This is a genomic window from Pantoea sp. Ap-870, assembly GCF_011752515.1.
In the GTDB taxonomy this organism is placed as follows: Bacteria; Pseudomonadota; Gammaproteobacteria; order Enterobacterales; family Enterobacteriaceae; genus Pantoea; species Pantoea dispersa.
This window is the reverse complement of sequence record NZ_VWXG01000005.1, coordinates 270,267-294,299: the sequence shown is the minus strand read 5'-3', so window position 1 is coordinate 294,299 and position 24,033 is coordinate 270,267. Positions and strand designations below refer to the sequence as shown.

Annotated in this window: 27 protein-coding genes and 2 pseudogenes; 14 read left to right on the top strand and 15 right to left on the bottom strand. The window is 53.9% G+C overall.

Features of this window, described 5'->3' with window-relative positions; genetic code table 11:
- Positions 1 to 33: 33 nt before the first annotated feature.
- Complete coding sequence (locus F3J41_RS14810; RefSeq protein WP_193751821.1) at positions 34 to 795, top strand: hypothetical protein; 762 nt, start codon at positions 34 to 36, stop codon at positions 793 to 795.
- 43 nt (positions 796 to 838) lie between these two features.
- On the opposite strand, the gene F3J41_RS14805 is transcribed toward F3J41_RS14810, so the two are convergent.
- Complete coding sequence (locus F3J41_RS14805) at positions 839 to 1,009, bottom strand: hypothetical protein (RefSeq protein ID WP_164861043.1); 171 nt, start codon at positions 1,007 to 1,009, stop codon at positions 839 to 841.
- 386 nt (positions 1,010 to 1,395) lie between these two features.
- Between F3J41_RS14805 and F3J41_RS14800 the strand changes: the two genes are divergently transcribed.
- From F3J41_RS14800 to F3J41_RS14785, 4 genes are all read left to right on the top strand, one after another.
- On the top strand, positions 1,396 to 1,626 hold the full coding sequence (locus F3J41_RS14800) for a hypothetical protein (RefSeq protein ID WP_021510007.1): 231 nt from the start codon (positions 1,396 to 1,398) through the stop codon (positions 1,624 to 1,626).
- Between the two features lie 75 nt (positions 1,627 to 1,701).
- A complete protein-coding gene (locus F3J41_RS14795; RefSeq protein WP_058757753.1) occupies positions 1,702 to 2,094 on the top strand; it encodes a YgiW/YdeI family stress tolerance OB fold protein in 393 nt (130 codons plus the stop codon).
- 69 nt (positions 2,095 to 2,163) lie between these two features.
- A complete protein-coding gene (locus F3J41_RS14790; protein ID WP_058774586.1) occupies positions 2,164 to 2,334 on the top strand; it encodes a hypothetical protein in 171 nt (56 codons plus the stop codon).
- Between the two features lie 177 nt (positions 2,335 to 2,511).
- Positions 2,512 to 3,072 carry a diguanylate cyclase gene (locus F3J41_RS14785; RefSeq protein ID WP_211075239.1) on the top strand — a complete coding sequence of 187 codons (561 nt, stop codon included), beginning with the start codon at positions 2,512 to 2,514 and terminating at the stop codon, positions 3,070 to 3,072.
- A 110-nt stretch (positions 3,073 to 3,182) separates the two neighbouring features.
- Here the strand turns inward: F3J41_RS14785 and F3J41_RS23585 are convergent, their stop codons facing one another.
- The 3 genes from F3J41_RS23585 to F3J41_RS14780 all read right to left on the bottom strand — a co-directional run bounded on the left by F3J41_RS23585 (position 3,183) and on the right by F3J41_RS14780 (position 3,947).
- Complete coding sequence (locus F3J41_RS23585) at positions 3,183 to 3,311, bottom strand: hypothetical protein (protein WP_021510004.1); 129 nt, start codon at positions 3,309 to 3,311, stop codon at positions 3,183 to 3,185.
- A gap of 253 nt (positions 3,312 to 3,564) precedes the next feature.
- The gene (locus F3J41_RS23470; RefSeq protein WP_230857119.1) at positions 3,565 to 3,714 is read right to left on the bottom strand and encodes a hypothetical protein; all 150 of its coding nucleotides are present in this window, start codon (positions 3,712 to 3,714) and stop codon (positions 3,565 to 3,567) included.
- A 20-nt stretch (positions 3,715 to 3,734) separates the two neighbouring features.
- The gene (locus tag F3J41_RS14780; RefSeq protein ID WP_021510003.1) at positions 3,735 to 3,947 is read right to left on the bottom strand and encodes a cold shock domain-containing protein; all 213 of its coding nucleotides are present in this window, start codon (positions 3,945 to 3,947) and stop codon (positions 3,735 to 3,737) included.
- 615 nt (positions 3,948 to 4,562) lie between these two features.
- On the opposite strand from F3J41_RS14780, the gene F3J41_RS14775 reads away from it, so the two are divergent.
- A complete protein-coding gene (locus tag F3J41_RS14775; protein WP_166711654.1) occupies positions 4,563 to 6,581 on the top strand; it encodes a DUF262 domain-containing protein in 2,019 nt (672 codons plus the stop codon).
- 72 nt (positions 6,582 to 6,653) lie between these two features.
- Here the strand turns inward: F3J41_RS14775 and F3J41_RS23685 are convergent, their stop codons facing one another.
- Positions 6,654 to 6,950 carry a hypothetical protein gene (locus F3J41_RS23685; protein ID WP_371815485.1) on the bottom strand — a complete coding sequence of 99 codons (297 nt, stop codon included), beginning with the start codon at positions 6,948 to 6,950 and terminating at the stop codon, positions 6,654 to 6,656.
- Between F3J41_RS23685 and F3J41_RS23465 the strand changes: the two are divergent.
- Positions 6,948 to 7,103: pseudogene (locus tag F3J41_RS23465) on the top strand (hypothetical protein); the annotation flags it as partial. The gene F3J41_RS23685 and the pseudogene F3J41_RS23465 sit on opposite strands and share 3 nt — an antisense overlap.
- A pseudogene (locus F3J41_RS23460) lies at positions 7,102 to 7,317 on the top strand (hypothetical protein); the annotation flags it as partial. The pseudogenes F3J41_RS23465 and F3J41_RS23460, both read left to right, overlap by 2 nt.
- 269 nt (positions 7,318 to 7,586) lie before the next feature.
- Here the strand turns inward: F3J41_RS23460 and F3J41_RS14765 are convergent.
- From F3J41_RS14765 to copC, 3 genes are read right to left on the bottom strand one after another with little or no spacing between them, the layout of a single operon-like run.
- Positions 7,587 to 7,934 (bottom strand): YebY family protein, encoded by a 348-nt coding sequence (locus F3J41_RS14765; protein ID WP_031280196.1) that lies wholly within the window; start codon positions 7,932 to 7,934, stop codon positions 7,587 to 7,589.
- Between the two features lie 28 nt (positions 7,935 to 7,962).
- On the bottom strand, positions 7,963 to 8,844 hold the full coding sequence (gene copD, locus F3J41_RS14760; protein ID WP_166711652.1) for a copper homeostasis membrane protein CopD: 882 nt from the start codon (positions 8,842 to 8,844) through the stop codon (positions 7,963 to 7,965).
- A complete protein-coding gene (gene copC, locus F3J41_RS14755; RefSeq protein WP_166711650.1) occupies positions 8,844 to 9,221 on the bottom strand; it encodes a copper homeostasis periplasmic binding protein CopC in 378 nt (125 codons plus the stop codon). The genes copD and copC overlap by 1 nt, the downstream gene beginning before the upstream one ends.
- Positions 9,222 to 9,374: 153 nt before the next feature.
- On the opposite strand from copC, the gene F3J41_RS14750 reads away from it, so the two are divergent.
- Together F3J41_RS14750 and exoX are read left to right on the top strand one after the other, a co-directional pair.
- A complete protein-coding gene (locus F3J41_RS14750; RefSeq protein WP_010616356.1) occupies positions 9,375 to 9,605 on the top strand; it encodes a DNA polymerase III subunit theta in 231 nt (76 codons plus the stop codon).
- 3 nt (positions 9,606 to 9,608) lie between these two features.
- A complete protein-coding gene (gene exoX, locus F3J41_RS14745) occupies positions 9,609 to 10,277 on the top strand; it encodes an exodeoxyribonuclease X (protein ID WP_021509985.1) in 669 nt (222 codons plus the stop codon).
- Here exoX and F3J41_RS14740 read toward each other — a convergent pair.
- Positions 10,271 to 12,334 (bottom strand): prolyl oligopeptidase family serine peptidase, encoded by a 2,064-nt coding sequence (locus F3J41_RS14740; RefSeq protein ID WP_088518142.1) that lies wholly within the window; start codon positions 12,332 to 12,334, stop codon positions 10,271 to 10,273. The two genes, exoX and F3J41_RS14740, sit on opposite strands and share 7 nt — an antisense overlap.
- A gap of 119 nt (positions 12,335 to 12,453) precedes the next feature.
- Positions 12,454 to 13,095 carry a tellurite resistance TerB family protein gene (locus tag F3J41_RS14735; RefSeq protein WP_166711648.1) on the bottom strand — a complete coding sequence of 214 codons (642 nt, stop codon included), beginning with the start codon at positions 13,093 to 13,095 and terminating at the stop codon, positions 12,454 to 12,456.
- Positions 13,096 to 13,256: 161 nt separating this feature from the next.
- Here F3J41_RS14735 and purT point away from each other — a divergent pair, with 161 nt between their 5' ends.
- Positions 13,257 to 14,435 (top strand): formate-dependent phosphoribosylglycinamide formyltransferase, encoded by a 1,179-nt coding sequence (gene purT, locus F3J41_RS14730; RefSeq protein ID WP_031280195.1) that lies wholly within the window; start codon positions 13,257 to 13,259, stop codon positions 14,433 to 14,435.
- Between the two features lie 85 nt (positions 14,436 to 14,520).
- Here purT and F3J41_RS14725 read toward each other — a convergent pair whose 3' ends face one another.
- The 3 genes from F3J41_RS14725 to zwf form a co-directional block, all read right to left on the bottom strand.
- Positions 14,521 to 15,168 (bottom strand): bifunctional 4-hydroxy-2-oxoglutarate aldolase/2-dehydro-3-deoxy-phosphogluconate aldolase, encoded by a 648-nt coding sequence (locus F3J41_RS14725; protein WP_088518144.1) that lies wholly within the window; start codon positions 15,166 to 15,168, stop codon positions 14,521 to 14,523.
- 178 nt (positions 15,169 to 15,346) lie between these two features.
- Positions 15,347 to 15,793, bottom strand: coding sequence for a hypothetical protein (locus F3J41_RS14720; protein ID WP_104093222.1), 447 nt, complete (start codon positions 15,791 to 15,793; stop codon positions 15,347 to 15,349).
- A gap of 160 nt (positions 15,794 to 15,953) precedes the next feature.
- Positions 15,954 to 17,429, bottom strand: a complete 1,476-nt coding sequence (zwf, locus tag F3J41_RS14715) for a glucose-6-phosphate dehydrogenase (RefSeq protein ID WP_021509979.1) — start codon at positions 17,427 to 17,429, stop codon at positions 15,954 to 15,956.
- Between the two features lie 373 nt (positions 17,430 to 17,802).
- Between zwf and F3J41_RS14710 the strand changes: the two genes are divergently transcribed.
- The 3 genes from F3J41_RS14710 (at position 17,803) to F3J41_RS14700 (ending at position 21,550) form a co-directional block, all read left to right on the top strand.
- Positions 17,803 to 18,672, top strand: coding sequence for a MurR/RpiR family transcriptional regulator (locus tag F3J41_RS14710; protein WP_150360576.1), 870 nt, complete (start codon positions 17,803 to 17,805; stop codon positions 18,670 to 18,672).
- A 107-nt stretch (positions 18,673 to 18,779) separates the two neighbouring features.
- Positions 18,780 to 20,222 (top strand): pyruvate kinase, encoded by a 1,443-nt coding sequence (gene pyk / locus F3J41_RS14705; protein ID WP_021509977.1) that lies wholly within the window; start codon positions 18,780 to 18,782, stop codon positions 20,220 to 20,222.
- Positions 20,223 to 20,314: 92 nt separating this feature from the next.
- Positions 20,315 to 21,550 (top strand): MFS transporter, encoded by a 1,236-nt coding sequence (locus tag F3J41_RS14700; protein ID WP_058757513.1) that lies wholly within the window; start codon positions 20,315 to 20,317, stop codon positions 21,548 to 21,550.
- Between the two features lie 44 nt (positions 21,551 to 21,594).
- Here the strand turns inward: F3J41_RS14700 and lpxM are convergent, their stop codons facing one another.
- A complete protein-coding gene (lpxM, locus tag F3J41_RS14695) occupies positions 21,595 to 22,569 on the bottom strand; it encodes a lauroyl-Kdo(2)-lipid IV(A) myristoyltransferase (protein ID WP_058771224.1) in 975 nt (324 codons plus the stop codon).
- A 127-nt stretch (positions 22,570 to 22,696) separates the two neighbouring features.
- Positions 22,697 to 24,025: a murein DD-endopeptidase MepM gene (gene mepM / locus F3J41_RS14690; RefSeq protein ID WP_031280193.1), complete on the bottom strand. Its 1,329-nt coding sequence runs from the start codon at positions 24,023 to 24,025 to the stop codon at positions 22,697 to 22,699.
- Positions 24,026 to 24,033: the final 8 nt, after the last annotated feature.

The window sequence follows — 24,033 nt, the reverse complement described above, 5'->3', positions numbered from 1 at the left end:
CGCTTCTGTCTGCTGAATCCCACAGGAGCCCGCATGATCACTGACTACACCTTTAACTATCTGAATGGCCTGGATGTGCACTATCGCTATAAACCGGCCAGTCTGGATAATCAGCATCTGTTGATTGTCATGTCCGGGTTTAACCTGCCCGATCCTACCGTGTATGATTTTACTTTGCTGGAGCACACCCGCGCAGCCGTGTTATGGATCAAAGACGATTTCAACGGTTTGCCAGCGTATTACCTGTGTAACAATCTCCAGTTCAACATCGAGCACGGCGTCAGTCAGCTCATCCGGGCGGTGATTGAGCTAACCCAACCTTCTGATGTGACCATTCTGGGCGCGTCGAAAGGCGGCAGTGCCGCGCTCTACTTCGGTATCCGCCACAACATCAGAAACATTATTACTGCAGTGCCGCAGTTTTTTCTCGGTGACTATGCAAGCCAGATTTGGCCCAGTGTGGGTAAAGCGATGATGGGAGAGATAAGCCCGGCTGCGGTCGCGTTGCTAAATAAATACCTGCCCAATGCCCTGCGACGCGATCGCCAGACGCAGAAAAATATTTATTTGTTTACTGCTCTGGCCGATCATCAGCGCGAGCAGGAAGTGTTACCGCACCTCGGGCTGCTGGAAAAATACAGTAATTTCAATCTGATAGAATCGTCATCACCCTGTATCACGCAACATAATGAGGTGACCCGCTATAACCTCAACCTGATTCTGGCGCTGATATATCAGCTGGAGCAGAATATCACCCCGCGCTGGGGCCATATTCGCAACGGCAGCGGTTGGTAACGGCGCAGCTGAGAATCATAGGTTGGCTATGACGAATCCCCGGTTAACGCGTGATTAAAAAGATCGCCAGCATAAAACCGACAAACAAACCGGCAAAGGTCAGCAAACCGGTGCGCGGCGTTTTGGCCTGACCGACAATCGCGCCGATAAAAATGCTCAGAATGGTGAGCGTGCCAATCATCACCCAGAGAAGATATTGTGTATTTGCTGCCATGCGAAATCCTGTTAAGCGGCCATCAATCAATGCGCCCTGTTATACCATTTTTCGCTGTGGCTGGCTGCTGCAAATATCCGCTGTGTTGCGCTCAGCATAACAATGCATCACATGTGACAACGTCACTTGTGTATTATCTCACGCAATGTTATCGCGCTTAATAATTGCGCTAATTGAGCAAATAAAGTCCGGCAACAAGGGTACCGACGGAAATAATATGGAATAGCTCAGTCATGGTAGCAACCTCAATTTAATGCCTGTACGACTCAGTCAAGAACAGCATCTGGCGTTCGTCAAATCATCACCGCCTGCAATAAGCGCAGCCGATGGCATAAATACCAATCGATGCTTAACTGAATACGTACCCATAAGACAGGAGGAAAGCCATGAGCCAGTCTGCATTAGCCACCTACCTTGCGTTAAGCGACGACGACCTCAATGAGATGGGCATCCGTCCGGACACGCTGTTCGAAGCGCAGCCCGACGATAACGGCGCCGCCGGTTACTATTTCAACGTACCGGACACCACGCCGCAGCGCGTGCTGGGGCAGAAACGCTGGTCGCTGGGCGATCGCATCGACATTCCGGCCAGCGTGCTCAATAACGATTCAGCGTAACGGCTCCCGGGATGCGCGATCCTGTGCCAGGCTTAAGTCATTGTGGAATGTTGCAATCAAGAGGGAATGATTATGATGAAAAAAACGGTACTGGCGTCACTGCTGATGGTGTTTAGTCTGGGCGCTATCGCTGAACAGGGCGGCTTTGAGGGCGGTAAAACCCCGCCGCCGCAGAAACAACAGGACGCCGGTTATAAAGGTTCTGAAGACACCGGCCAGACGCATATCGAACAAATTCGGGATTTTCGTCAGGGCGGCTATGTCACGCTGGAAGGCTATATCGTTAAAAAGTTAAGCGGTGATAATTATCAATTCCGCGACAGCACCGGCACCGTGACGATTAAGGCTGCAGCCGATACCTTCAAAGGCAAAACCTATAACGCCGAGGATCAGGTCCGGGTGAGCGGCAAAGTATATGGCCGGGGCGAAAATACCCGCGTCGATGTTGCACGTATCGAAGAACCTTAATGCATTATTGTCCGGTCCGCCGTCGCGTGTGCGGCGGACGTTATCTTTCCATTCGCAGGAAATCATCGCATGAAGAGCCTGTTTGCCAGTCTGTTAATCCTCTCCACCCTGACCGCGCTGGCTGGCTGTCAGCAACCTGAACGGCCAATTGGCCCGGACGGACGCCCTAATGTCCCTGCAGAACAACCGGTGCCCGGGGGTCCAATGAGTAAAGGGCCGGTAGGTCAGCCGCAGGCCTGACCGTTAGCCGCTTCAGCGCTCATAACGGCCTGTCCTGAAAATTTATCGTCTTTATCGCCGCCGGGTATTATTTCCGGCGGCTTTTTTACGTCTGGCTTAATTAACGCCCACCACCATTACCCTGATTAAATTTTCATGGCTAAGCTTGGTTATTACGCTGAACTAAAGGATATGCTGATGCACAGTCTTGATCCACAAATGTTGCTGTTACTCTATTTTGTCCTACCGGTTTGGCTTATTGCTGGTTTTGCCGACTGGCTTTGCCATCGCGCAACCGAAATAGAGCACACCTCCGGCGTTAAAGAGACGTGGATACATATTTTAATGTTTCTGGAGATGGGCATTCCGCTGCTGCTGGCATTATTTCTTGAGGTGAATGCGCTGATTATTGCGCTAATGATCGTGCTGTTTTTTTGTCATGAAGCCACTGCGTTATGGGACGTCAGCTATGCGGTGAAAAGCAGAAAAGTGACGCCGGTCGAACAACACATCCACAGTTTTCTCGAAATGGTGCCGCTGATGGCGCTGCTACTGGTGATCTCCCGTCACTGGCCGCAATTTCTCGCGCTATTTGGGGCCGGCAATGAAGCGCCCCGATTTACTCTAACGCTACGTGCCGATCCGCTGCCGCAGGGTTATATTATTGGCGTACTGTGCGCAATCGTGGTGTTTGAACTGCTGCCTTATCTGGAAGAATATCTGCGTACCCGGCGCGCGAAGAAAAACGCCTCAACGTGAACAGCATAAACCACCGTGCTGAATGGAAATGTGGATGATTGGGGAAGCTATTGATTCCACCACAGCCAATACCCACATGGTAAAAAAACCTCCCGCGGGAGGTTTATCGATTAGATCGGTTTTTGCCCATCGTCTTCAGGCAATCCGGTGCCGGTATCATCATCGTCATCCAGCGGCTCTTCGCCGGGCACCTGCGCATCATCAGGCAGCGGAGTGACATCATCGGGTCGTTCTGACATAAGCACCTCCATACCCCACATTGGGTAATAACTATTTTAGTTGCGTTATCCTTCAGCCCGGCGGGTTTATCACGCATCTGTGAATTAAGCGTAAGAAGTAAATTAGTCAGCGATTTACGCTTTGCTTATCGCCAGGCTTCAGCTAGTAACCATAAAAAAGGCCACCCGAAGGTGACCAATAATAGGGTACTCGCTGCGTTAGTCATCATGTGTGGTTATTAATTTATTTCGCCACATAAATAACACAACTGAATTAATTCGCTTCTTTCATCACATACAACGACGAGGCGATGGCAATCATAATCGACTTACAAAAAATACATTTTGCGCCGAGTGGATTTTGCCTGTTCCTGTCAAAAATGGACTGGCGATATTGAGAGCCCTGACATTGTGGGCATCTCATAGCATTAATTACTGTAATAATCAGAGACCTGTAACGTTAACAGCTGACGGACCTTTAGGGCCGTTTTCTACAGAGAATTCAACTTTCTGACCGTCATCGAGTGAGCGGAAGTCAGTTCCCTGAATGGCAGAGAAATGGACGAAAACGTCTTTGCTGCCGTCTTCCGGAGAAATGAAGCCGAAACCTTTCTCAGCGTTGAACCATTTTACTGTACCGAGCATTTTATTTGACATGTTTATACCTTGATAATGAGCCATATGGCATTAGAGGCTGAACCGCAGCGACACATCAGAACCTGAGATAAAACTCAAAGAGAAAGGCACAGGAAAGGCACTAACACAGATGAGAGATACAAAACGAACTAACTATGGGACTGTCTGCTTATCAGACCGGAGATGCATTAACGCACGTCTGGCGGATAAACACAAGGGCTAAGACATTTTATTAATAAATTTCGGGTGTGACGAAGCGGTGACTGCACCGCGTTTGAATTTTAAGTGGATAGAATTAATCACTATTTTCATCTCTGAAAGCCTCAGGCATTTAAAATAATTATTTTGCTGCTGCCACGACTGCAATTTCGCCAGGTAAAGAGTAAGCCGAAAAAGAGACAAAAAAAACACCAGACACTTTTTATTATCAATTAAATAAATTACTTAATGTGAATTATGGCGACGTTTTGGCTTGCTTCATTTTGCAGAAATAAAATGACAATTAGTCGCACATAACAAAATGTAATATAAATTATGATTTATATTACCTTTAATTATTTAACATATGTTTTGTTTCGTAAAAAGTTATGATAAGCATATTTTTTTATGGATTAAAGAACTTAAAGAAGGTTAAATATGGATTCTAGTTTAATTTCAATTTCAAAAATATTCACAGAACGATTATTACGTATACCTGATTACCAAAGGGGCTACGCTTGGACGGAAAAAGAAGTCTCTGAGTTTTGGAATGACTTAATGTTTCTCGAGCATGATAAGAATCATTATGTAGGAGTTTTGACCTTAGAAGAAGTCCCAGAAGAAAATGTTGACGGTTGGATTGAAGACCATTGGATTATCCGCTCGAAAAGCTACAAACCTTCTTATATTGTTGATGGGCAACAAAGGATAACAACCGTAATACTTTTAATTCAATCAATAATTGAAGAAGTTAAAGGCCGTGGAAACAATGATCAATTAAACTATACTGATCTAATAGATATTCGGAAAAAATTTATTTTTGAAGAGAAGAGTAATACTCATGCTAGGTCTTATATTTTTGGCTATGATAAGGATAATCCAAGTTATGAATATTTAAAGAAGAATATTTTTTTAGAGGAATCACCTAATGCGATGTATATGGAAAGTACTATATACACGCAAAATCTCACGGCAGCTAAAGTTTTCCTTCAAGGAAAGCTGAAGGGTAAATCAATTCCTGATATCGAGTTAATCTATAAAAAATGTACACAGCAGTTACTATTTAATATTTATTCATTAGATGAAGAAATAGATACTTACGTTGCTTTTGAGACGATGAATAACCGTGGCAAGCCTTTATCTCATTTAGAACTATTAAAGAATAGATTAATTTATCTTTCAACAAAAATAGATATCGAAGATTTCCATAAAGCTTCTCTACGACATTCTATAAATGAGTGTTGGAAAGCCATGTACCATTTTTTAGGAAGGGATATGACGAATAGATTGGACGATGATGAATTTTTATATCATCATTCAATTAATTACTTCACCGATTTAGAGATCGGAAAAAATGTCGATGTTAGTGAAGAAGAAAACGTTATAACCATATTTGAAGATATCAAGATAACTAGAAAAGAGTACGACAGATTCATTCGGCTTGATCATCACAGCTACATTGTCGGAAACAGAAGCATCTTACTAGATGATATCTTTTCGGCTAAACCAATCGGTGATCAAACTCGCACGTATGCGATTGATATTAATGTGATAAATAATTACGTTAGCGATTTAAAAAAATCCGTTGAAACTTGGTATTTTATTCACAATCCTAAAAACAGCAATTATGACCCAGATATTGTAATGTGGTTAGAAAGAATTAAAAAACTGCCTGAATGGAGGTCTTCTCGTCTATTAATATTAGAAGTTTTTAATAAGAAAGCTTCTCGAGATGAGATCATAAGCGTTCTCGTCGAAATTGAGAGAGCATTCTTTGTATACACGACTTTCAGTCGAGTTTATTATAGAATGTCAAGTTTTATTCCATTGGCATTGGAATACAAAAGAACTAAAGACCTCAACGCAATTAGTCAAAAAATAAAATCGCATACAGACAAATTACTTAAATCGACCAATAGTAGTTTCGCCGAAAGTTTCGCCGATGGTGATTTTTACACTTGGCAGGGTATTAGATACTTCCTTTATGAATACGAATATCACTTAAAAAATCATTTTCGAGAAAGCCGTGACAAGCTGTCATGGTCTGAATTTGGCGCCAAAGAAAAAGATAAAGACTACCATACTATTGAACATATATTCCCGCAAAAAGCAACCCGGGAATACTGGAAGAAATTATATTCAGCTTATGATTTTAGGCAGAAGAAACAGTTAAGGAATGCCCTGGGGAATTTAGTACCTTTATCAATTGCTAAAAATGCCGCATTATCAAACAAACCATTTCCTGAGAAAAAGGAGAAGTTTGCTCACGGTTGTTACTGTGAAATCTCTCTTACGGCTCACGAAAATTGGACGGCAAAAGAAATTCAAGACAGAACAGTCGAAATGCTTTATTTTTTAGACACACGTTGGCAAATGCATATTTGTCCTACAAGCATGCTAAAAGATAAGCAAAAACGTAATGCTTTTTACCTTAGTGTTGCAAAAATAAATTTCTAATTGAAATGGCTCGTCCTGAGCCATTTCTAAAGACATGCTCCCTAGTTATGGGAGTGCGAAACTTAGGACATCTTAACTATTAAATAAAACACTATAATCCATTGTTACAACGACCTTCCCTGAAATTTCAATTTCGCTAACTTCACAAATAAAACTGAAATTGGAATTAGAAACATTAATTCTATCTTTAGGTAAAATAGTAACATCATAAATATCATATTTACCTCCTACACCCAATAGCCAACGACCATTACTAATACTATGGACGTCCAAATCTACAACCCAAGAAAATAAATCACCATTCACTAACATTGGTGAGATTGGTACTTTTGAAAGAAAATTAAGTTCGCATGACCATCTATCTGAAATAGTTACGGCGAAGAAACTATTCGTATCAAAGGCGTGTATGCCACTGACGCTGGCGCAGATACACCAATCCTAACCAGATTGACGCAATGGAAGATTGTGCCGAAGCGTGCCGTTGATTTGGCCGTTGATGTTAAGGGCGCGTCCGCGCCCTCTTGTGCTGCAGCGCATCCTTGGTCACTCGGATATACGCGTAACCATGCGTTATGCCCACTTCGCGCCTTATCATCTTGAAGACGCTATTCACTGCAATCCATTGGCGATCATGGCCGGCAAAAGTGGCGGCAAAATGGCGGCAAAATGGCGGCGGAGGTTGTCACAGGGTAGAACACGGTGTAATAGGATGGGCAATAACTCGTTGATAAATTAATAAGTTATTGATGTTGAATAGTAAACAAAAAAAGACCCAATACGATTCCTGTATCGGGTCCAGGGAAATGGCTCGTTGAGAGCCGTGCGCTAAAAGTTGGCATTTTTGCAGGCGAGGACGCCTTGCCTTTTAAAGGTAGACCAGCATCGGTGATTTTCCAGCCAGCGGGCTTCGCCGCCGGCAAAAGCTGCCAACTCTGTGATCGGGCTGGCACTAACGGCTGGCAGGCGCAGCGGCAAAAATGTGCGCTACGCCTGATAATGCAGGGATTATTTACCGCACAGCTGCTGGGCGCGATCGACGATCGGCTGCAGGCTCATCTTTTGTCCCGGATGCGCTTTATCGGCGGCAAGGATGGTATCGATGGACTGCAATGTGCCCTGCCCGGCATTGCCGCGCGCCAGCGCTTTATCATTAAGCGGATACTGCAGCAGTGTGCTGGGGTTGATGGCAAACAGCGCGCCATCTTTCTCGCAGGTCAGCATCACCTCTTCGCGGGTGAACGGCCACTTATCTTTGCCAATTTCAAAACGACTGACGGTGATAATCTGCCCGGCGAACGCCTGGCTGCACAACGCCATCAGTAACCCAGCTGGAATCAGTTTCTTCAGCAAAATCTGGACCTCATCTCATCTTTTAACAGATTCAGGCCGGCGAAAGCGTGGCAAACACGCTCACCAGCCCGATAACAATCAACGCCAGCAGCAGCTCGAGCTGCGTCAGGCGAATAAAAAGTTTCGGTGCCCGGCTGGCGGCCAGGCGAAAACGCGGCACCAGCAGATAGCGATTCAGCAGCGCAATCAGCACCATCAGTGCCACCAGCAACGCTTTGCTCACCAGCAGCTCGCTCCACAGCGTGGCGGTCCAGTTGAGCGGCGTACCGGCAATTAGCAGGCTGTTGACCGTGCCGGTAACAATCGCCAGCGCCACGGCCAGATGACCATAGCGTGAAAAGCGCATCATGCTGCGAATGGCATCGGTGCGCCAGGCAATGTTACGCGCCTCGCGCATCAATAGCAGTAGCGGCAGCAGACCACCGGCCCAGAAGGCGGCCGCGATCAGGTGCAGCGCATGATTCCCCTGCTGCAGCAGTCCCGGCATGCCATCGCGCATCGCCGCATGGCCGACGCCCGCCAGTGCCACCAGCTGCAACAGCGCAGTCGCCAGTGACGCCTGCTGGCGCAGATTACCGCGCAGGCGCAGCGCCAGCGTGCTGAGCAGGGCAAACAGGATAACCCAGCGCCACACCGCGCCGAAGCGCGTGCCCAGCACCGCCAGCCAGACGTCAATGCTGGCGATACTGCGCCAGTCGCCGCTCATCAGCCCGGTCTGCGCCGCCAGCATCAACAGCGCACTGAGTAAACTCAGCACGGCGCTGTATCCCATCAGTCGCCGCCAGCGCTGTGTCAGCACCGGTCGGTAGCGCGCCGGCGCCAGCAGCGCGGTATAAAAGGCACTGCCGGTCAGCAGAAACAGCGCCAGAAAATGCAGCACCCGCAGGCCGATCCAGAACGCGCTAAGACTCATTACTTCACGCTGAAGCTGTAGCTACCTTTGGTTTTGTGGCCGTCCACTGACAGCACGTGCCAGTTGACCTGATACTGGCCCGATGCCAGCGGCTGGGCGATCGGCACAATCAGCTGATCGTGCTGTTGCGGATTCAGCTGGGCTTTCTCCAGCGCCACCGGCTGCTGCTGCGCGTTGATCATTTCCACGCCGCTGAATGCCGGTTCAATATCTTCGGTGAATGTCAGGGTGAGTTGCTGCGGCGCGCGCTCCACCACGGCGTTGTCCGCCGGCACCGGGGCTTTCAGGTGGGCATGTGCCAGAGCCAGCTGGCTGAAGCCCAGCGTCGCGCCCGCCAGCAGTAGCGCGATAACGCGCCTGGATGCAGTTTTCATCATCACGTCTTCCCTTTTAACTGCGGCACTGCGCCGCAAATGTGGCAGCAGGATACGCCGCTGCTTTTAGGCTGTCGAGACTTGCGGTGCGATCCAATTCCCTTGATCCAGCAGGGCGAAACCATTATTTTTGCCCCTGTTTATCAGGAGAAAAGCATGAGCCAAAACCTTGCCCTGCTGTCGCAGGAAGAGAAAGACAAAGTAAACGTCGATCTCGCCGCCGCTGGCGTGGCGTTTAAAGAGCGCTATAACATGCCGGTGATCGCCGAGATGGTGGAGCGCGAGCAGCCGGAAGCGCTGCGCGACTGGTTCCGTCAGCGCCTGATGGCCTATCGCCAGGCATCGCTCAGCCTCTCCCGCCTGCCCTACGAACCTAAGCAGAAATAATTTATGTTACGCGTAATCGATACGGAAACCTGTGGCCTGCAGGGCGGCGTGGTGGAAGTGGCGTCGGTGGATGTCATTGACGGCCAGATCGTCAATCCGATGAGCGATCTGATCTGCCCGGATCGGCCCATCAGTCGTCAGGCGATGGCGGTGCACCGCATCACTGAAGCCATGGTGGTGGGCAAGCCGACCATCGAAGAGGCGATTGGCCGCTATCACGGTAGCCCGCACTATGTGGCGCATAACGCCAGCTTTGACCGGCGCATGCTGCCGACGATGCCGGGCGAATGGATCTGTACCATGACGCTGGCGCGCCAGCTGTGGCCGGGCATTAAATACGGTAATCAGGCGCTGCGCCATAGCCTCAAACTTGAGGTGTCGCCGCCGGATGATCTGCACGCGCACCGCGCGCTGTACGATTGCTACGTCACCGCCGCGCTGCTGATCCGCATTATGGAAACCTCCGGCTGGAGCGCCAGCGAGATGGTGAGTCGCTGCCAGCCGGCGCCGGTCAGCGACGAAGTGTTCCCGTTTGGTAAATATCGTGGTCAGAGCATCGGCAGCATCGCGCGTAAAGATCCGGGCTATCTGCGCTGGGTACTGGAAAACGTACGTGATTTGCGCGCGCCGCTGCGGCAGACGCTGCGCAAATACGTTAAGGACACTCAGTAATCGCTGCGTGGCGGCAGCGTGCCCTGCGCCAGAGCGATCAGGAAAGTGAACTCCTGCGCCACGCCTTCATAGGATTTATAACGACCTGACTTGCCGCCGTGGCCGGAATCCATATCGGTGCAAAGTAACAGCAGCGCATCGTTGGTGCGCAGCTCACGCAGCTTTGCCACCCACTTCGCCGGCTCCCAGTACTGTACCTGCGAATCGTGCAGCCCGGTGGTCACCAGCAGGTGCGGATACGCCTGCGCCGTCACGTTGTCATACGGGCTGTACTGGCGGATGTAGCGATAGAATTCCGCCTGCTCCGGATTGCCCCACTCATCATATTCACCGGTGGTCAGCGGAATCGACGGATCGAGCATGGTCGTGACCACATCGACAAACGGCACCTGAGCGATCACGCCGTGAAACAGCTGCGGCGCCATATTCAGCACGCCGCCCATCAGCAAGCCCCCGGCACTGCCGCCCATCGCGTATAGCTGCTGCGGGTTACCGTAGCCTTTCGCCACCAGCGCTTCAGTGACATCAATGAAGTCGGTGAAGCTGTTCATTTTATGTTGCAGCCGGCCATCGTCATACCACTGCTGGCCCAGCTCGCCGCCGCCGCGCACGTGGATAATCGCGTAGATGAAACCGCGCTCCAGCAAACTGATGCGGCTGGTGCCGAAGCTGGCCTCCATGCTGCTGCCATACGCGCCGTAGCCGTACGCCAGCAGCGGATTGGCGCCGCGCTGAAAGTGTTTACGGTGATAAACCAGTGAGACCGGCACTTCCGTGCCGTCGCGCACCGTGATCCACAGGTGTTCACTTTTGTAGTCGGCAGAGTCAAAGCCCGGCACCGGGGTTTGCTTGAGAATGCGCCGCTCGCCGGTCTCCATGTTCAGTTCGAACAGTGTAGTCGGCGTCGTCATCGACGAGTAGCCGTAACGCAGCGTGTCACTTTCCGGCGTGGGGTTGTAGGCCAGCCAGGTGACATAGGCCGGATCGTCAAAGGCAATACCGTAACTCTCGCCGCTGGCCCAGTTAATCTGGCGCAGAGTATTTACTCCGCGCTGGCGCTCTTCGACCACCAGCCAGTTACGAAACAGCTGGAAATCTTCCATCACTACGTGGTCGCGCGGCGGAATCAGGGTTTGCCAGCGATCTTCAGCCAGCCACGCGCTGCGGTACAGGCCGAAATTTTTGCCGTCGCGGTTGGAGCGAATGAAGAACTGGTGATCATAGTGATCGATGCTGTATTCATGATCGCGCCGCCGCGGACAAAACACCTGCGGCTGTGCGTCCGGATATTCCGCGTCAATCAGCAGAATTTCACTGGTAGTTGTGCTGAACAGCGCGATCAGGATGAAGTGTTCCGAGGTGGTTTTATGCACGCTGAGGTGGAAAGACTCATCCTGCTCTTCATACACCAGCTGATCTTCCGACTGCGGATGCCCCAGTTCGTGACGCCACACCTGATAAGCCAGCAGCGTTTTCGGATGCTTGCGTACGTAGTAGAGGGTGCGTGAGTCGTTGGCCCACGCCACGCTGGAGGACGCGTCGCGCAGCACCTCCGGATACCAGCTGCCGCTGTTGAGATTACGAAAGCGGATGCCGTACTGGCGGCGCGATAAAAAATCTTCCGCCAGCGCCATCACCTGGTTATCCGGGCTGATATCCAGCGTGCCCATGGTGTAAAAGTCACTGTGCGCGGCGCGCTGGTTGCCATCCAGCAGCAGTTGCCACGGCTGGTCGGCGGGCGCATCCACCGGCTGGCGGAAATAGGCCGCGTACTCATTGCCGGCTTCGTAACGGCTCTGGTAGCGATAGCCGCGTTTAACGTACGGTACCGAGTGGTCCTGCGCCGGTAGCCGATCGATGATCTCTTTCAGTACCCGATCCTGCAGCGCATCCTGAGAAGCCATCATCGCTTTACCGTAGCGGTTTTCCGCCTCCAGATAAGCCAGTACCTCGGGATTTTGCCGGTCATCATCACGCAGCCAGAAATAGTTATCGGTGCGCGTTTCGCCGTGTAACGTCATGTGGTGGGGGATTTTTTTCGCTTGCGGCTGATTCATTACAGAGTTTCTCCCTGAAAGACGACATCCTGCAAGCGTGGCACTTCTGGCAGAGGAAGCCAAGCCGGAAACGCACGCGAAGTGTAACCGGAGGCCGCCGCAACCGCCTCCGGCGTGACTCAGGCCGCTTTTTCCGCCGCGATGTCGCGCTGAATACCGTCGCGCACGTCCTGCGGAATTTTTAGCGCATCGCCGAGCGCAGAGAGGTAACTGCGTTCCATGAAATGATCGACATCGATCGCCGCACAGCTAAGGAAATAGAGTTCCAGCGCTTCCTCTTCATTTTTCACGTCGGCGGCCAGCCACTGCGGATCGAGCGGACGGTTCATTGCCTGCTGAATCAGCGCTTCCGCCTGCGCCCCGTAACCTGCCTGATGGATATTCTGCTCGATGGCCGTGCGCTCGCGATCGTCAATGTGCCCGTCGCTTTTCGCAGCAAACACCAGCGCAGTTACCAGTCGCTCCGCGCGCTGGTCGAGCGGCGTCTGCAGCTGGCCAAACGCAGGGTCATCCTGATGGGTTTCACGCACGCGCTGCTTGTATTTATTCCACAGCACCGCGCCTGCCGCCGCCCCGCCGCCGACCAGCAGCGCGGTGCCGCCGTATTTGGTTAACAGCTTGCGCGACGATTTGCTGGCAACCAGTAAACCCGCCAGGCCACCCAGCGCGCCGGGTGCCAGCATATCGCTCAGGCCGCCTGATTTGCCGTCACCGCCCTTCTTTGCCAGAACCGATTGAATTTGCTGCAGCCAGTTACTCATCGTTTAACTCCTGTTTAAGTTTCCGCTCACTATGCTGCCGCACGCTGTGTCAGTTAACGTCAGAGCTGGCAAAGTATGGCAAAGCCGGACGTGCGCAATGCGTGAGTACGCAAACGTTTTCGTTTATACTGCGCGCGCATTTTGACTGCTAAGGTGAAATTATGACGACTCTCGGAACCGCGCTGCGTCCTGCCGCAACGCGTGTCATGCTGTTAGGTTCAGGTGAATTGGGCAAAGAGGTGGCGCTGGAGTGTCAGCGTCTCGGGGTGGAAGTGATCGCCGTCGATCGCTATGCCGATGCCCCGGCGATGCACGTTGCGCATCGCAGCCACGTCATTAACATGCTGGACGGTGACGCACTGGCGGCGCTGATTGCGCAGGAGCAGCCCCACTTTGTGGTGCCGGAAATCGAAGCCATCGCCACCGAAAAACTGCTGGAGCTGGAAGCACAGGGGCAAAAAGTGGTGCCGACGGCCCGTGCTGCACGTCTGACCATGAATCGCGAAGGCATTCGCCGTCTGGCGGCCGAAGAGCTGGCGTTACCAACCTCAACCTATCAGTTTGCGGACAGCAAAGCGCGTTTCGTCGCGGCCGCGCACGAGATCGGTTTTCCCTGCATCGTGAAACCGGTAATGAGCTCCTCCGGTAAAGGCCAGAGCTTCATTCGCGAAGCCAGCCAGCTGGATCACGCCTGGGATTACGCGCAGCAAGGCGGACGCGCGGGCGCGGGCCGGGTGATCGTCGAGGGCGTCGTGAAGTTCGATTTTGAAATCACCCTGCTGACCATCAGCGCGGTGGACGGCATCCATTTCTGCGCGCCAATTGGCCATCGTCAGGAAGACGGTGATTATCGGGAATCCTGGCAGCCGCAGCAGATGAGCGAACTGGCCCTGCAGCGCGCGCAGGATATCGCCGCTAACGTGGTGAAAGCGCTCGGCGGTTACGGCCTGTTTGGCGTGGAGCTGTTTGTGTGCGGCGACGAGGTGGTGTTCAGCGAAGTCTCTCCGCGTCCGCACGATACCGGTATGGTGACACTGATTTCGCAGGATCTCTCTGAGTTCGCGCTGCACGTGCGCGCCTTCCTCGGCCTGCCGATTGGCGGCATTCGCCAGTATGGACCGGCTGCTTCGGCGGTGATCCTGCCACAGCTCGATAGCCACAACGTGCAGTTTGTGAATGTGGAAGCCGCACTTGGCGCCGGTTTGCAGCTGCGTCTGTTTGGTAAGCCGGAAATTGCGGGGCAGCGCCGTCTGGGTGTCGCGCTGGCGACCGGTGACAGCACCGATGATGCCGTGGCCCGCGCCATTGCCAGCGCCGCAGCCGTGCAGGTTCAGGGCTGATTGCCCGGGTGGTGACGCAGCGCCATCACCACCCGCAAAAATTGACCGCTGCCGCGTAGCAGTTGCGCGGCAGCGCTATTCGCGATCAGCGGGGTGAAGCCGCACCTGCCACAGCCTCACGCGCCAGCTGCGTAATGCGATCCCAGTCGCCGCTCTCCAGCGCATCGTTTGGCACCAGCCACGAGCCGCCAATACACAGCACGCTTTTCAGCGCCAGATAGTCACGATAGTTGGCCGGTGAAATGCCGCCGGTCGGGCAGAAACGCACCTGCGGGAATGGACCACCAATCGCCGCCAGCGCTTTGACGCCACCGTTAGCCTCTGCCGGGAAGAACTTGAACTCGCGCAAACCATAATCCATGCCGACCATCAGTTCTGACACGGTGCTGATACCTGGAATCAGCGGCACCGGGCCTTCCACCGCCGCCTTGAGGAGTGGTTCGGTGAGCCCCGGGCTAATGACAAACTGCGCGCCGGCGTCGGTCACTTCTTTCAGCTGCTGGATATTGATCACCGTGCCGGCACCCACGATCGCTTCCGGGACTTCTTTGATCATCGCCCGCAGCGCATCCATCGCTACAGGCGTGCGCAGCGTCACTTCCAGCACGCGTACGCCACCTGCGACCAGCGCTTTGGCCATCGGCACCGCATGTTCCAGCTTGTTGACGACAATCACCGGCACAACCGGGCCGGTAGTCAGGATCTGTTCCGCACTCGTTTTCCAGTTCTTCATTACGTTTCCTCAGGAGAGACAACCCGACGCGCGGTCCGGCTGTCAGAAAGAGAGCCCTACCATACAAGATCGGCCGGACGGACGTCTATTGGATATCATCAATTTTTGAAACCGCGGTTCATTTTGGTGATGACCTGTATCCGCTCGCAAGTTGAGCCTGATGCCTGCGTCTGCAGTTTTAACCCAGCACCAGTGAGACAACCGCTAAAACAATTAATAAAAACACCAGTGCACTGACCAGAGCCATACCAGCCACGATGGCATGGAACGTCAGAGTGGCACCTGCGAAAAACAGCGCGCCGTAAACACTCCAGCGGCTCTCTTTGCGCATACCACCAAACGCGGCCAGCAGCAGGGCAATAGCCGCCAGCACGACATCCGTAATGGTAAGCAGCCCATCGATGTCCATCTTGCTGGCTTTCGATGTAGAACTTTGCACGTTCTCCCCTTTTAGTCCGGCAAGAACACCTTTCTTCACTGCGGCAACCTGTTCTGCTACCACCTGCTCAATTGAGGGACGATGTTGGAACGGGCCGAAAGTAAAGTGAACTGCAACCAGCATGAATGCTATGGCCCCCAGCAACATACCGACAGAACTCCATTTATTGCGCAATAGCGTTTCCATACGTTTCCTTAGCATTATCATTTGCGCATCATTGCGCACCATTCTGTAAGGTTGCCATTAATGGCGACCAGGGTTAACCTCGCTGGCTAAAAACAAAACGCCCCTGGCGAACAGCGCAGGGGCGTTATCATAAATCTCTCAGTCAGCGATGCAGGAGCGGTTATTCAAACTCGTTCCATGAACGGCCGTCGCGGGTGATCATCGCCACCGAGGCGACCGGGCCCCATGTGCCGGCCTGATACGGTTTGGAGGCGTCGCCATCCGCATTCCACGCTTCAATAATCGAATCGACATAAGTCCACGCCGCTTCAACTTCATCGCGGCGCACAAACAGTGCCTGAATGCCGCGCATGGTTTCCAGCAACAGACGCTCATAGGCATCCGCCAGATGCGACTGATTGAAGGTTTCGGAGTAGCTCAGATCCAGCTTGGTGGTCTGCAGCTTATGCTTGTGATCGAGACCCGGCACCTTGTTGAGGATCTCAATATCCACGCCCTCGTCCGGCTGCAGACGAATCGTCAGCTTATTCTGCGGCAGTTCAGCGTAAGAGTCCTTAAACAGGTTCATTTCCGGGTTTTTGAAGTACACCACCACTTCTGAGCACTTGGTCGGCAGACGCTTACCGGTGCGCAGGTAGAAAGGCACGCCCGCCCAGCGCCAGTTATCGATATCCACGCGGATGGCAACGAAGGTTTCGGTGCTGCTCTGCTTGTTAGCCCCCTCTTCTTCCAGGTAGCCCGGCACTTTTTTGCCCTGCACAAAACCGGCAGTGTACTGACCGCGTACGGTTTTCTCGCGCACGTTGGTCTGGTCGATGCGGCGCAGCGAGCGCAGCACTTTCACCTTCTCATCACGAATCGCGTCAGCGCTGAGATCGGACGGCGGCGACATGGCGATCATGGTCAGGATCTGCAGCAGGTGGTTCTGGATCATGTCACGCATCTGGCCGGCTTTGTCGAAGTAACCCCAGCGGCCTTCGATACCCACCTCTTCCGCCACGGTGATCTGCACGTGGTCGATGGTGCGGTTGTCCCAGTTATTGACGAAAATCGAGTTGGCAAAACGCAGCGCCAGCAGGTTGAGCACCGTCTCTTTACCGAGATAATGGTCGATACGGAACACCTGGCTTTCATCGAAGAATTTACCGACGCTGTCGTTAATCTCCTGCGAGGTCTCCAGCGAGGTGCCAAGCGGCTTCTCCATCACCACGCGCGCCGGTTTGGCGTTGAGTTTAGCGGCGCCCAGGCCTTCACAGATGGCGCCAAAGGTGCTCGGCGGCATGGCAAAGTAGTTGATGGTGACGCGGTTTTTCTGATCCAGCATCTTGCCCAGTTTCGAGAAGTGCGAGGTGTCGTTAACGTCGAGGTTGCAGAAGTCGAGACGGCCGCTGAGTTTGTCCCACAGCGCTTCGTCAATCTTCTCCTTCATGAAGGTTTCCAGCGCTTCACGCACCACTTTGGTGTAGGCCTCTTTGTCCCACTCCGCGCGACCCACGCCAATAATGCGCGTGGTATCGTGAATCTGACCGGCTTTCTCCAGCTGATACAGTGAAGGCAACAGTTTCCGGCGTGCAAGATCGCCTTTGGCACCGAAAATCACCAGATCGCATGCCTGGGCTGTTTGTGTTACCGCCATTTTCCTCTCCTCGTTGCAGGATATACCCGGCCTGAGCGTCCTCATCCTGCCGGGTCCTTATTGTAATTTTCTTACAGCACAATGTACTTTTTTCACCGCGCCAGGACAACCCGGCTGCGGTCGGTTACAGGTGATTATCCTGCACCGCCGGGTCGCATTTAACGTGTTGCGAAGTGCGCTAACGCGCCTTTTTCTGTTTCGATGTTTGTCGGGCGAAAACCCGGCAGCGATCAAAGTATGACAAAAAAAGCGCGGTTACATTTGTCCGCCGCTGCGTACGTCAGGCTATTACACGGTATATTCCGCATAATTGGCAGCGATTTCACGCACGGGTGAACGCAAAAAAGTGATTGATGGTCATCGGGTTAACAACATGCTGGATCAAATACAGGCGCAGCTGGCCGCGCTGAGCAAATCAGAACGCAAAGTGGCAGAACAGATTCTGGCCGCGCCGCAGCAGGCGATGCACTCGAGCATTGCCACGCTGGCACAGGCGGCGCAGGTCAGCGAACCGACGGTGAACCGCTTCTGTCACCGCATGGGCACGCGCGGCTTTCCCGATTTCAAGCTGCAGCTGGCACAGAGTCTGGCCAAAGGACCGAGTTGGGTCAGTCTCGATGTCGAAGAAAATGACAGCGTAGAACGCTACAGCCACAAGATTTTTGATTCCGCGCTGGCGGGACTCAGCCGCGTGCGTCAGCAACTGGATATGCAGGTAGTGGCTCAGGCGGTGCAGGCATTGTCACAGGCGCATAAAGTGGCCTTCTTTGGTCTTGGCGCCTCGGCGGTAGTGGCGCATGATGCCACCAATAAATTTCTGCGTTTTAATCTGCCGGTCATCTGGTCCGAGGATATTGTGATCCAGCGCATGAGTTGCATAAATAGTGGACCAAATGACGTGTTTGTTCTGATATCGCATACTGGCCGCACCAAAAATATGATAGAACTGGCTCGCCTGGCGCGTGTAAACGCTTCCACCGTGCTGGCTATCACCTCGCCTGGATCGCCGCTGGCTGAGGAAGCCACGCTGGCGCTGACGCTGGATGTACCGGAAGATACCGACATCTATCTGCCGATGGTTTCCCGCCTGGCGCAGCTCACCGTGGTTGACGTGCTGGCAACCGGTTTTACCCTGGAGCGCGGTACCGCTTTCCGTGAGAATCTGAAGCGGGTAAAAGAGGCGCTGAAAGCGTCGCGCCTCGAAAAGCCGGCGCCGGAATCACGTGCACAGCAAAATAATTAACATCACATTCACAATGTGAGTCGAATCACAGCCCCTCGATCATATAGAATGAGTGACCATTGCGTGTCACTTGTGATCGACACGATACTTTGTCAACGGAGTCCTTCATGTCCAGACGTCTCAGAAGAACCAAGATCGTTACAACCCTCGGCCCCGCCACCGATCGCGACAACAACCTCGAAAAAATCATCGCGGCAGGCGCTAACGTTGTGCGACTCAATTTCTCCCACGGCACCCCGGAAGATCATCAACTGCGCGCCGATAAAGTGCGGCAGATTGCGGCCAAACTCGGTCGCCACGTCGCCATTCTTGGCGATCTGCAAGGCCCTAAAATTCGCGTATCAACCTTCAAAGAAGGCAAAGTTTTCCTCAATGTCGGTGACCGCTTCCTGCTGGATGCCAACCTGAGCAAAGGCGAAGGCGACAAAGAGAAAGTCGGTATCGACTATAAAGGCCTGCCGGAAGATGTGGTGCCGGGCGATATCCTGCTGCTGGACGACGGCCGTGTGCAGCTGAAGGTGCTGGAAGTTCAGGGGGTGAAAGTCTTCACCGAAGTGACTGTCGGCGGCCCGCTCTCCAACAATAAAGGCATCAACAAGCTCGGCGGCGGTTTGTCGGCTGAAGCGCTGACCGAAAAAGATAAGCTGGATATCATTACCGCGGCGAAAATTGGCGTCGACTATCTGGCGGTCTCCTTCCCGCGTAACGGCGAAGACATGAACTACGCGCGCCGTCTGGCACGCGATGCCGGCTGCGACGCCAAACTGGTGGCCAAAGTGGAGCGCGCCGAAGCGGTGGCAACGCAGGAAGCGATGGATGACATCATCCTCGCCTCTGACGTGGTGATGGTGGCGCGTGGCGATCTCGGCGTGGAAATTGGCGATCCGGAGCTGGTGGGCATTCAGAAAGCATTGATTCGTCGTGCGCGTCAGCTGAACCGCACCATCATTACTGCTACCCAGATGATGGAGTCGATGATCACCAATCCGATGCCGACCCGCGCGGAAGTGATGGATGTGGCAAACGCCGTGCTGGACGGCACCGATGCGGTGATGCTGTCGGCGGAAACGGCGGCCGGTCAGTATCCGGCGGAAACCGTGTCGGCGATGGCGAAGGTGTGTCTTGGCGCGGAAAAAATTCCAAGCGTGAACGTATCCAAACACCGCCTGGACGTGCAGTTCGACAACATCGAAGAAGCGATTGCCATGTCGGCGATGTACGCCGCTAACCATTTGCAGGGCGTGTCGGCCATCATTACCATGACCGAATCTGGCCGTACCGCACTGATGACGTCGCGCATCACTTCGGGTCTGCCGATCTTCGCAATGTCACGTCATGAACGTACCCTGAACCTGACCGCGCTGTACCGTGGCGTGACGCCGGTGTTCTTTGACAGCAACAACGATGGTGTCGCCGCCGCGCACGATGCGGTTAATCTGCTGCGCGACAAAGGGTTCCTCGTCTCCGGCGATCTGGTGATTGTCACCCAGGGCGACGTGATGGCGACCACCGGCACCACCAACACCAGCCGTGTCCTGCGCGTAGACTGAGTTTTACGCACCTCCTGACAGCGGCTGTAACAACATGGACAAACGCGACTGCCTGGCAGTCGCGTTTTATTTTTCACTGACAAGGAGGCCAGATGGCCCGCTATCAACCCATCAGTCAACTCACCGGGCGCGTGCTGCTGTTTCCGCTCGCGCTGGTGCTGTTTGAGTTCGCGACCTACATCGCCCATGACATGATTCAGCCCGGCATGCTGCTGGTCACCGCCGAGTTTAACGTCGGCCCGGAATGGGTATCCACCTCACTCACTGCCTATCTGATGGGCGGCGTAGTACTGCAGTGGCTGCTCGGTCCGCTGTCGGATAAATATGGCCGGCGTCCGGTGTTGCTGTTCGGCATTCTGTTCTTTGCCGCCGCCTGTGTTCTCACCACCTGGGTGAGCAACATCGAGCAGTTCGTCACGCTGCGCTTTATCCAGGGCATCAGCCTGTGCTTCATTGGCGCAGTAAGCTATGCCGCAGTGCAGGAGGCGTTTGACGAGGCGTTAGCTGTGCGCATGATGGCGCTGATGGCTAACGTGGCGCTGCTGGCACCGCTGGCGGGTCCGCTGGCCGGTGCCGCCTGGCTAACGGTGGGCGAATGGCGCAGCATGTTCTGGCTGTTTGCGGTTTGCAGCCTGCTGGCGTTTGTGGTGCTGTGGCGCATCATGCCGGAAACCGCCGGCGATCGCAGCCACTCCATTGCGTTACCGAACCTGGCGCGCGGCTACGGACGGCTGGCGCGCGATAAGCAGGTGATGTACGGCTCCTTCGCTATCGGCCTGGTGTTCATCCCGATTCTTACCTGGGTGGCGCTGTCGCCGGTGATTCTGATGCATGAAGAGGGCTTATCCCGCCTGCAGTACGCATTGCTGCAATTACCGGTATTTCTGGCGATGATCGCCGGTAACCTGACGCTGGGCAAACTGGCGGGACGCGTGGCCATCGAGCAACCGGTTAAATTTGCCGCCTGGCCGATTCTGCTCGGCCTGAGCATCGCACTGGTGGCGAACCTGCTCAACAGCCACAGTTACCTGCTGCTCACCGCCGGCCTTAGCCTGTATGCGTTTGGTGCCGGGATGGTCAACGCCGGGCTGTACCGGCTGACGCTCTATTCCAGCAGCGAAGGTAAAGGCAGCATCGCCGCGATGCTGGGGATGATCAGCATTCTGACGCTGGCGGCAGGGATTGAAGTGGCAAAAAGCGGTTATTTCAGCGGCGGTACGCCGTGGTTCAGCGCGATCAACTTCGTCGCCGGCGTGTTGTGGTTTGGCCTGGTGACGCTGTTCCTGCGCGAGCGTAAGCGGCGCAGTCGCCTGACAAGCGTCGAATGAGTGATGACGAACCGTGCCGGGCGGCACGGTTCAGCACGCGTTAGCTATTTACGCGGGTACAAATCCTTCCGCGCGTAAGGCTCAATATCCCCTTCTTTACGCGTCTTCAGCAGTTTGAGAATCCACGTGTACTGCTCCGGATGCGGGCGCACGAAGATTTCCACCTCTTCGTTCATGCGCCGCGCCAGCGTGGTGTCATCGGCATCCAGCAAATCGTCCATCGGCGGGCGCACATAAATCTCCAGCTTGTGCGTCGCGCTGTTATACACCGGGAACAGCGGCACTACGCGCGCGCGGCATACTTTCATCAGACGCCCGACCGCCGGCAATGTCGCTTTATAGGTAGCAAAGAAATCGACAAACTCGCTGTGCTCAGCACCGTGGTCCTGGTCCGGCAGATAGTAGCCGTAATAGCCCTGACGCACCGAGGCGATAAACGGTTTGATGCCGTCGTTGCGCGCGTGCATGCGGCCACCAAAACGGCGACGGACGGTGTTCCAGATATAATCCATCAGCGGATCGCTTTGATTGTGGAACATCGCCGCCATCATCTGACCTTCCGAGGCCAGCAGCATCGCCGGAATATCCACGCCCCAGCCGTGCGGCACGAGGAAAATCACGTTCTCATGATTCTCCTGCAGCGCCGTGATGATCTCGCGGCCGTGCCACTCAACGCGCTGGCGCACGCGTTCAGGATTACGCATCCCCAGCTCGGCCATCATCACCATCGCCTGCGGCGCGGTGGCAAACATACGATCAGCAATCTCTTCGCGCTGCGCTTCGCTGAGCTCCGGCAGGCAATAGTAGAGATTGATCAGCGCACGGCGGCGCGCACTTTTCGCCAGCTTGCCGGCAAACTTACCCAGCCCGCCCAGCACTGGATCGCGCACCTTGGCCGGCAGCATCGCCATACCGGCCAGCGCACCTATCGCCAGCCAGCTGCCCCAGTATTTCGGCTTTAAAAAAGAACGTTGAAAAACGGGAATAAACTCACTGTTATTTTTTTTTCGGGTTTCCATGCACTCGCCTCTGACAATGACGGCTCAATAATAGTGACGGCAGGTAATTTTGCAATCTTCACAGGCCAGATAGCAAAAAACCGACGAAGAATCCGTCGGTTTTTGCGCGTTTGCCCGGAAATTAACGTTATTTCAGCGTCAGCTGTGGCAGATAACTCTTCACCTGCGCCAGATAGGTGCTGCGATCTTTACCGGTCAGCCCTTCCATGCGCGGCAGCTTCGCCGTCAGCGGGTTGACCGCCTGGTTGTTGATCCACACTTCATAATGCAGATGCGGTCCGGTGGAGCGACCGGTGTTACCGGAAAGCGCGATGCGATCGCCGCGTTTCACTTTCTGTCCCGGTTTCACCAGCGCTTTGCTCAGATGCATGTAGCGGGTCATGTACTGACGACCGTGACGGATCGCGACGTAGTTACCGGCGGCTCCGCCGTTTTTCGCGATCACCACTTCGCCATCGCCGACGGCCAGTACAGGCGTACCAATCGGCAGCGCAAAATCGACGCCTTTATGCGGCGCGATGCGGCCGGTTACCGGATTGAGGCGGCGCGGATTGAAGTTTGACGAGACGCGGTACTGTTTCACCGTCGGGAAGCGCATGAAGCCACGCGCAAGACCGGAGCCGTTGCGATCGTAGAACTTGCCGTCTTCCGCGCGGAAGGCATAGTAATCTTTGCCGCCGGTGCGCAGGCGCACGCCGAGCAGCTGACTCTGCGCACTCTTACCGTCCAGCATCTCGCGCGACATCAGTACGCTAAAGTCGTCACCGGCGCGCAGTTTGCGGAAATCCATCTGCCACTGCATGGCTTTAATCACGCTGCTGGTTTCGGCGCTGGTCAGGCCGGCGCGCTGGGCGCTGGCGGCGAAACTGCCGCGCACTTCGCCTTTCAGCACGCTGTTCTGCCATTCACCCTTCTGCATCTCCTGCTGCATCTTAAAGCTGCCGTTCGGCTGACGCGCATAGGTGCGGGTTTCACGCCGATCGATCTCCCAGGTGAAATCCTGCAGCGCGCCATCGGCATCCAGCGTCCAGCTCAGCTGCTGCCCCACGCGCAGATTACGCAAACTCTTGTCGCTGCTGACCAGCGCATTAATGTCACCGAGATCGATACCGTACTGATTAAGCGCGCTGCTCAGCGTATCGCCTGAGGAAACGGTGTAATCATGCTGATCGGGATTGACAGGCACGTCTTTATCAATGTCATCCGACGGGATCTCGTCTTCCGGTTCCGCCGTGGTTTGATCGATCGGTTCACTGGCTTCCGGCAGCAGCGTGCGCAGCTCGTTTTTGTCCAGCGTGATGTCTTTCACGATGGGCGCAACATCGCGGGGATGATAGACGTAAGGCCGCCAGACAGCGACGGCCAGTGTAACAACGGTGAGTGACCCCAGCATAACGCGGTGGGGGCGCGGCAAATTATTAAATGCGAGGGCGACAGAGCGGGCTATCTGCTGCACTTTTACCT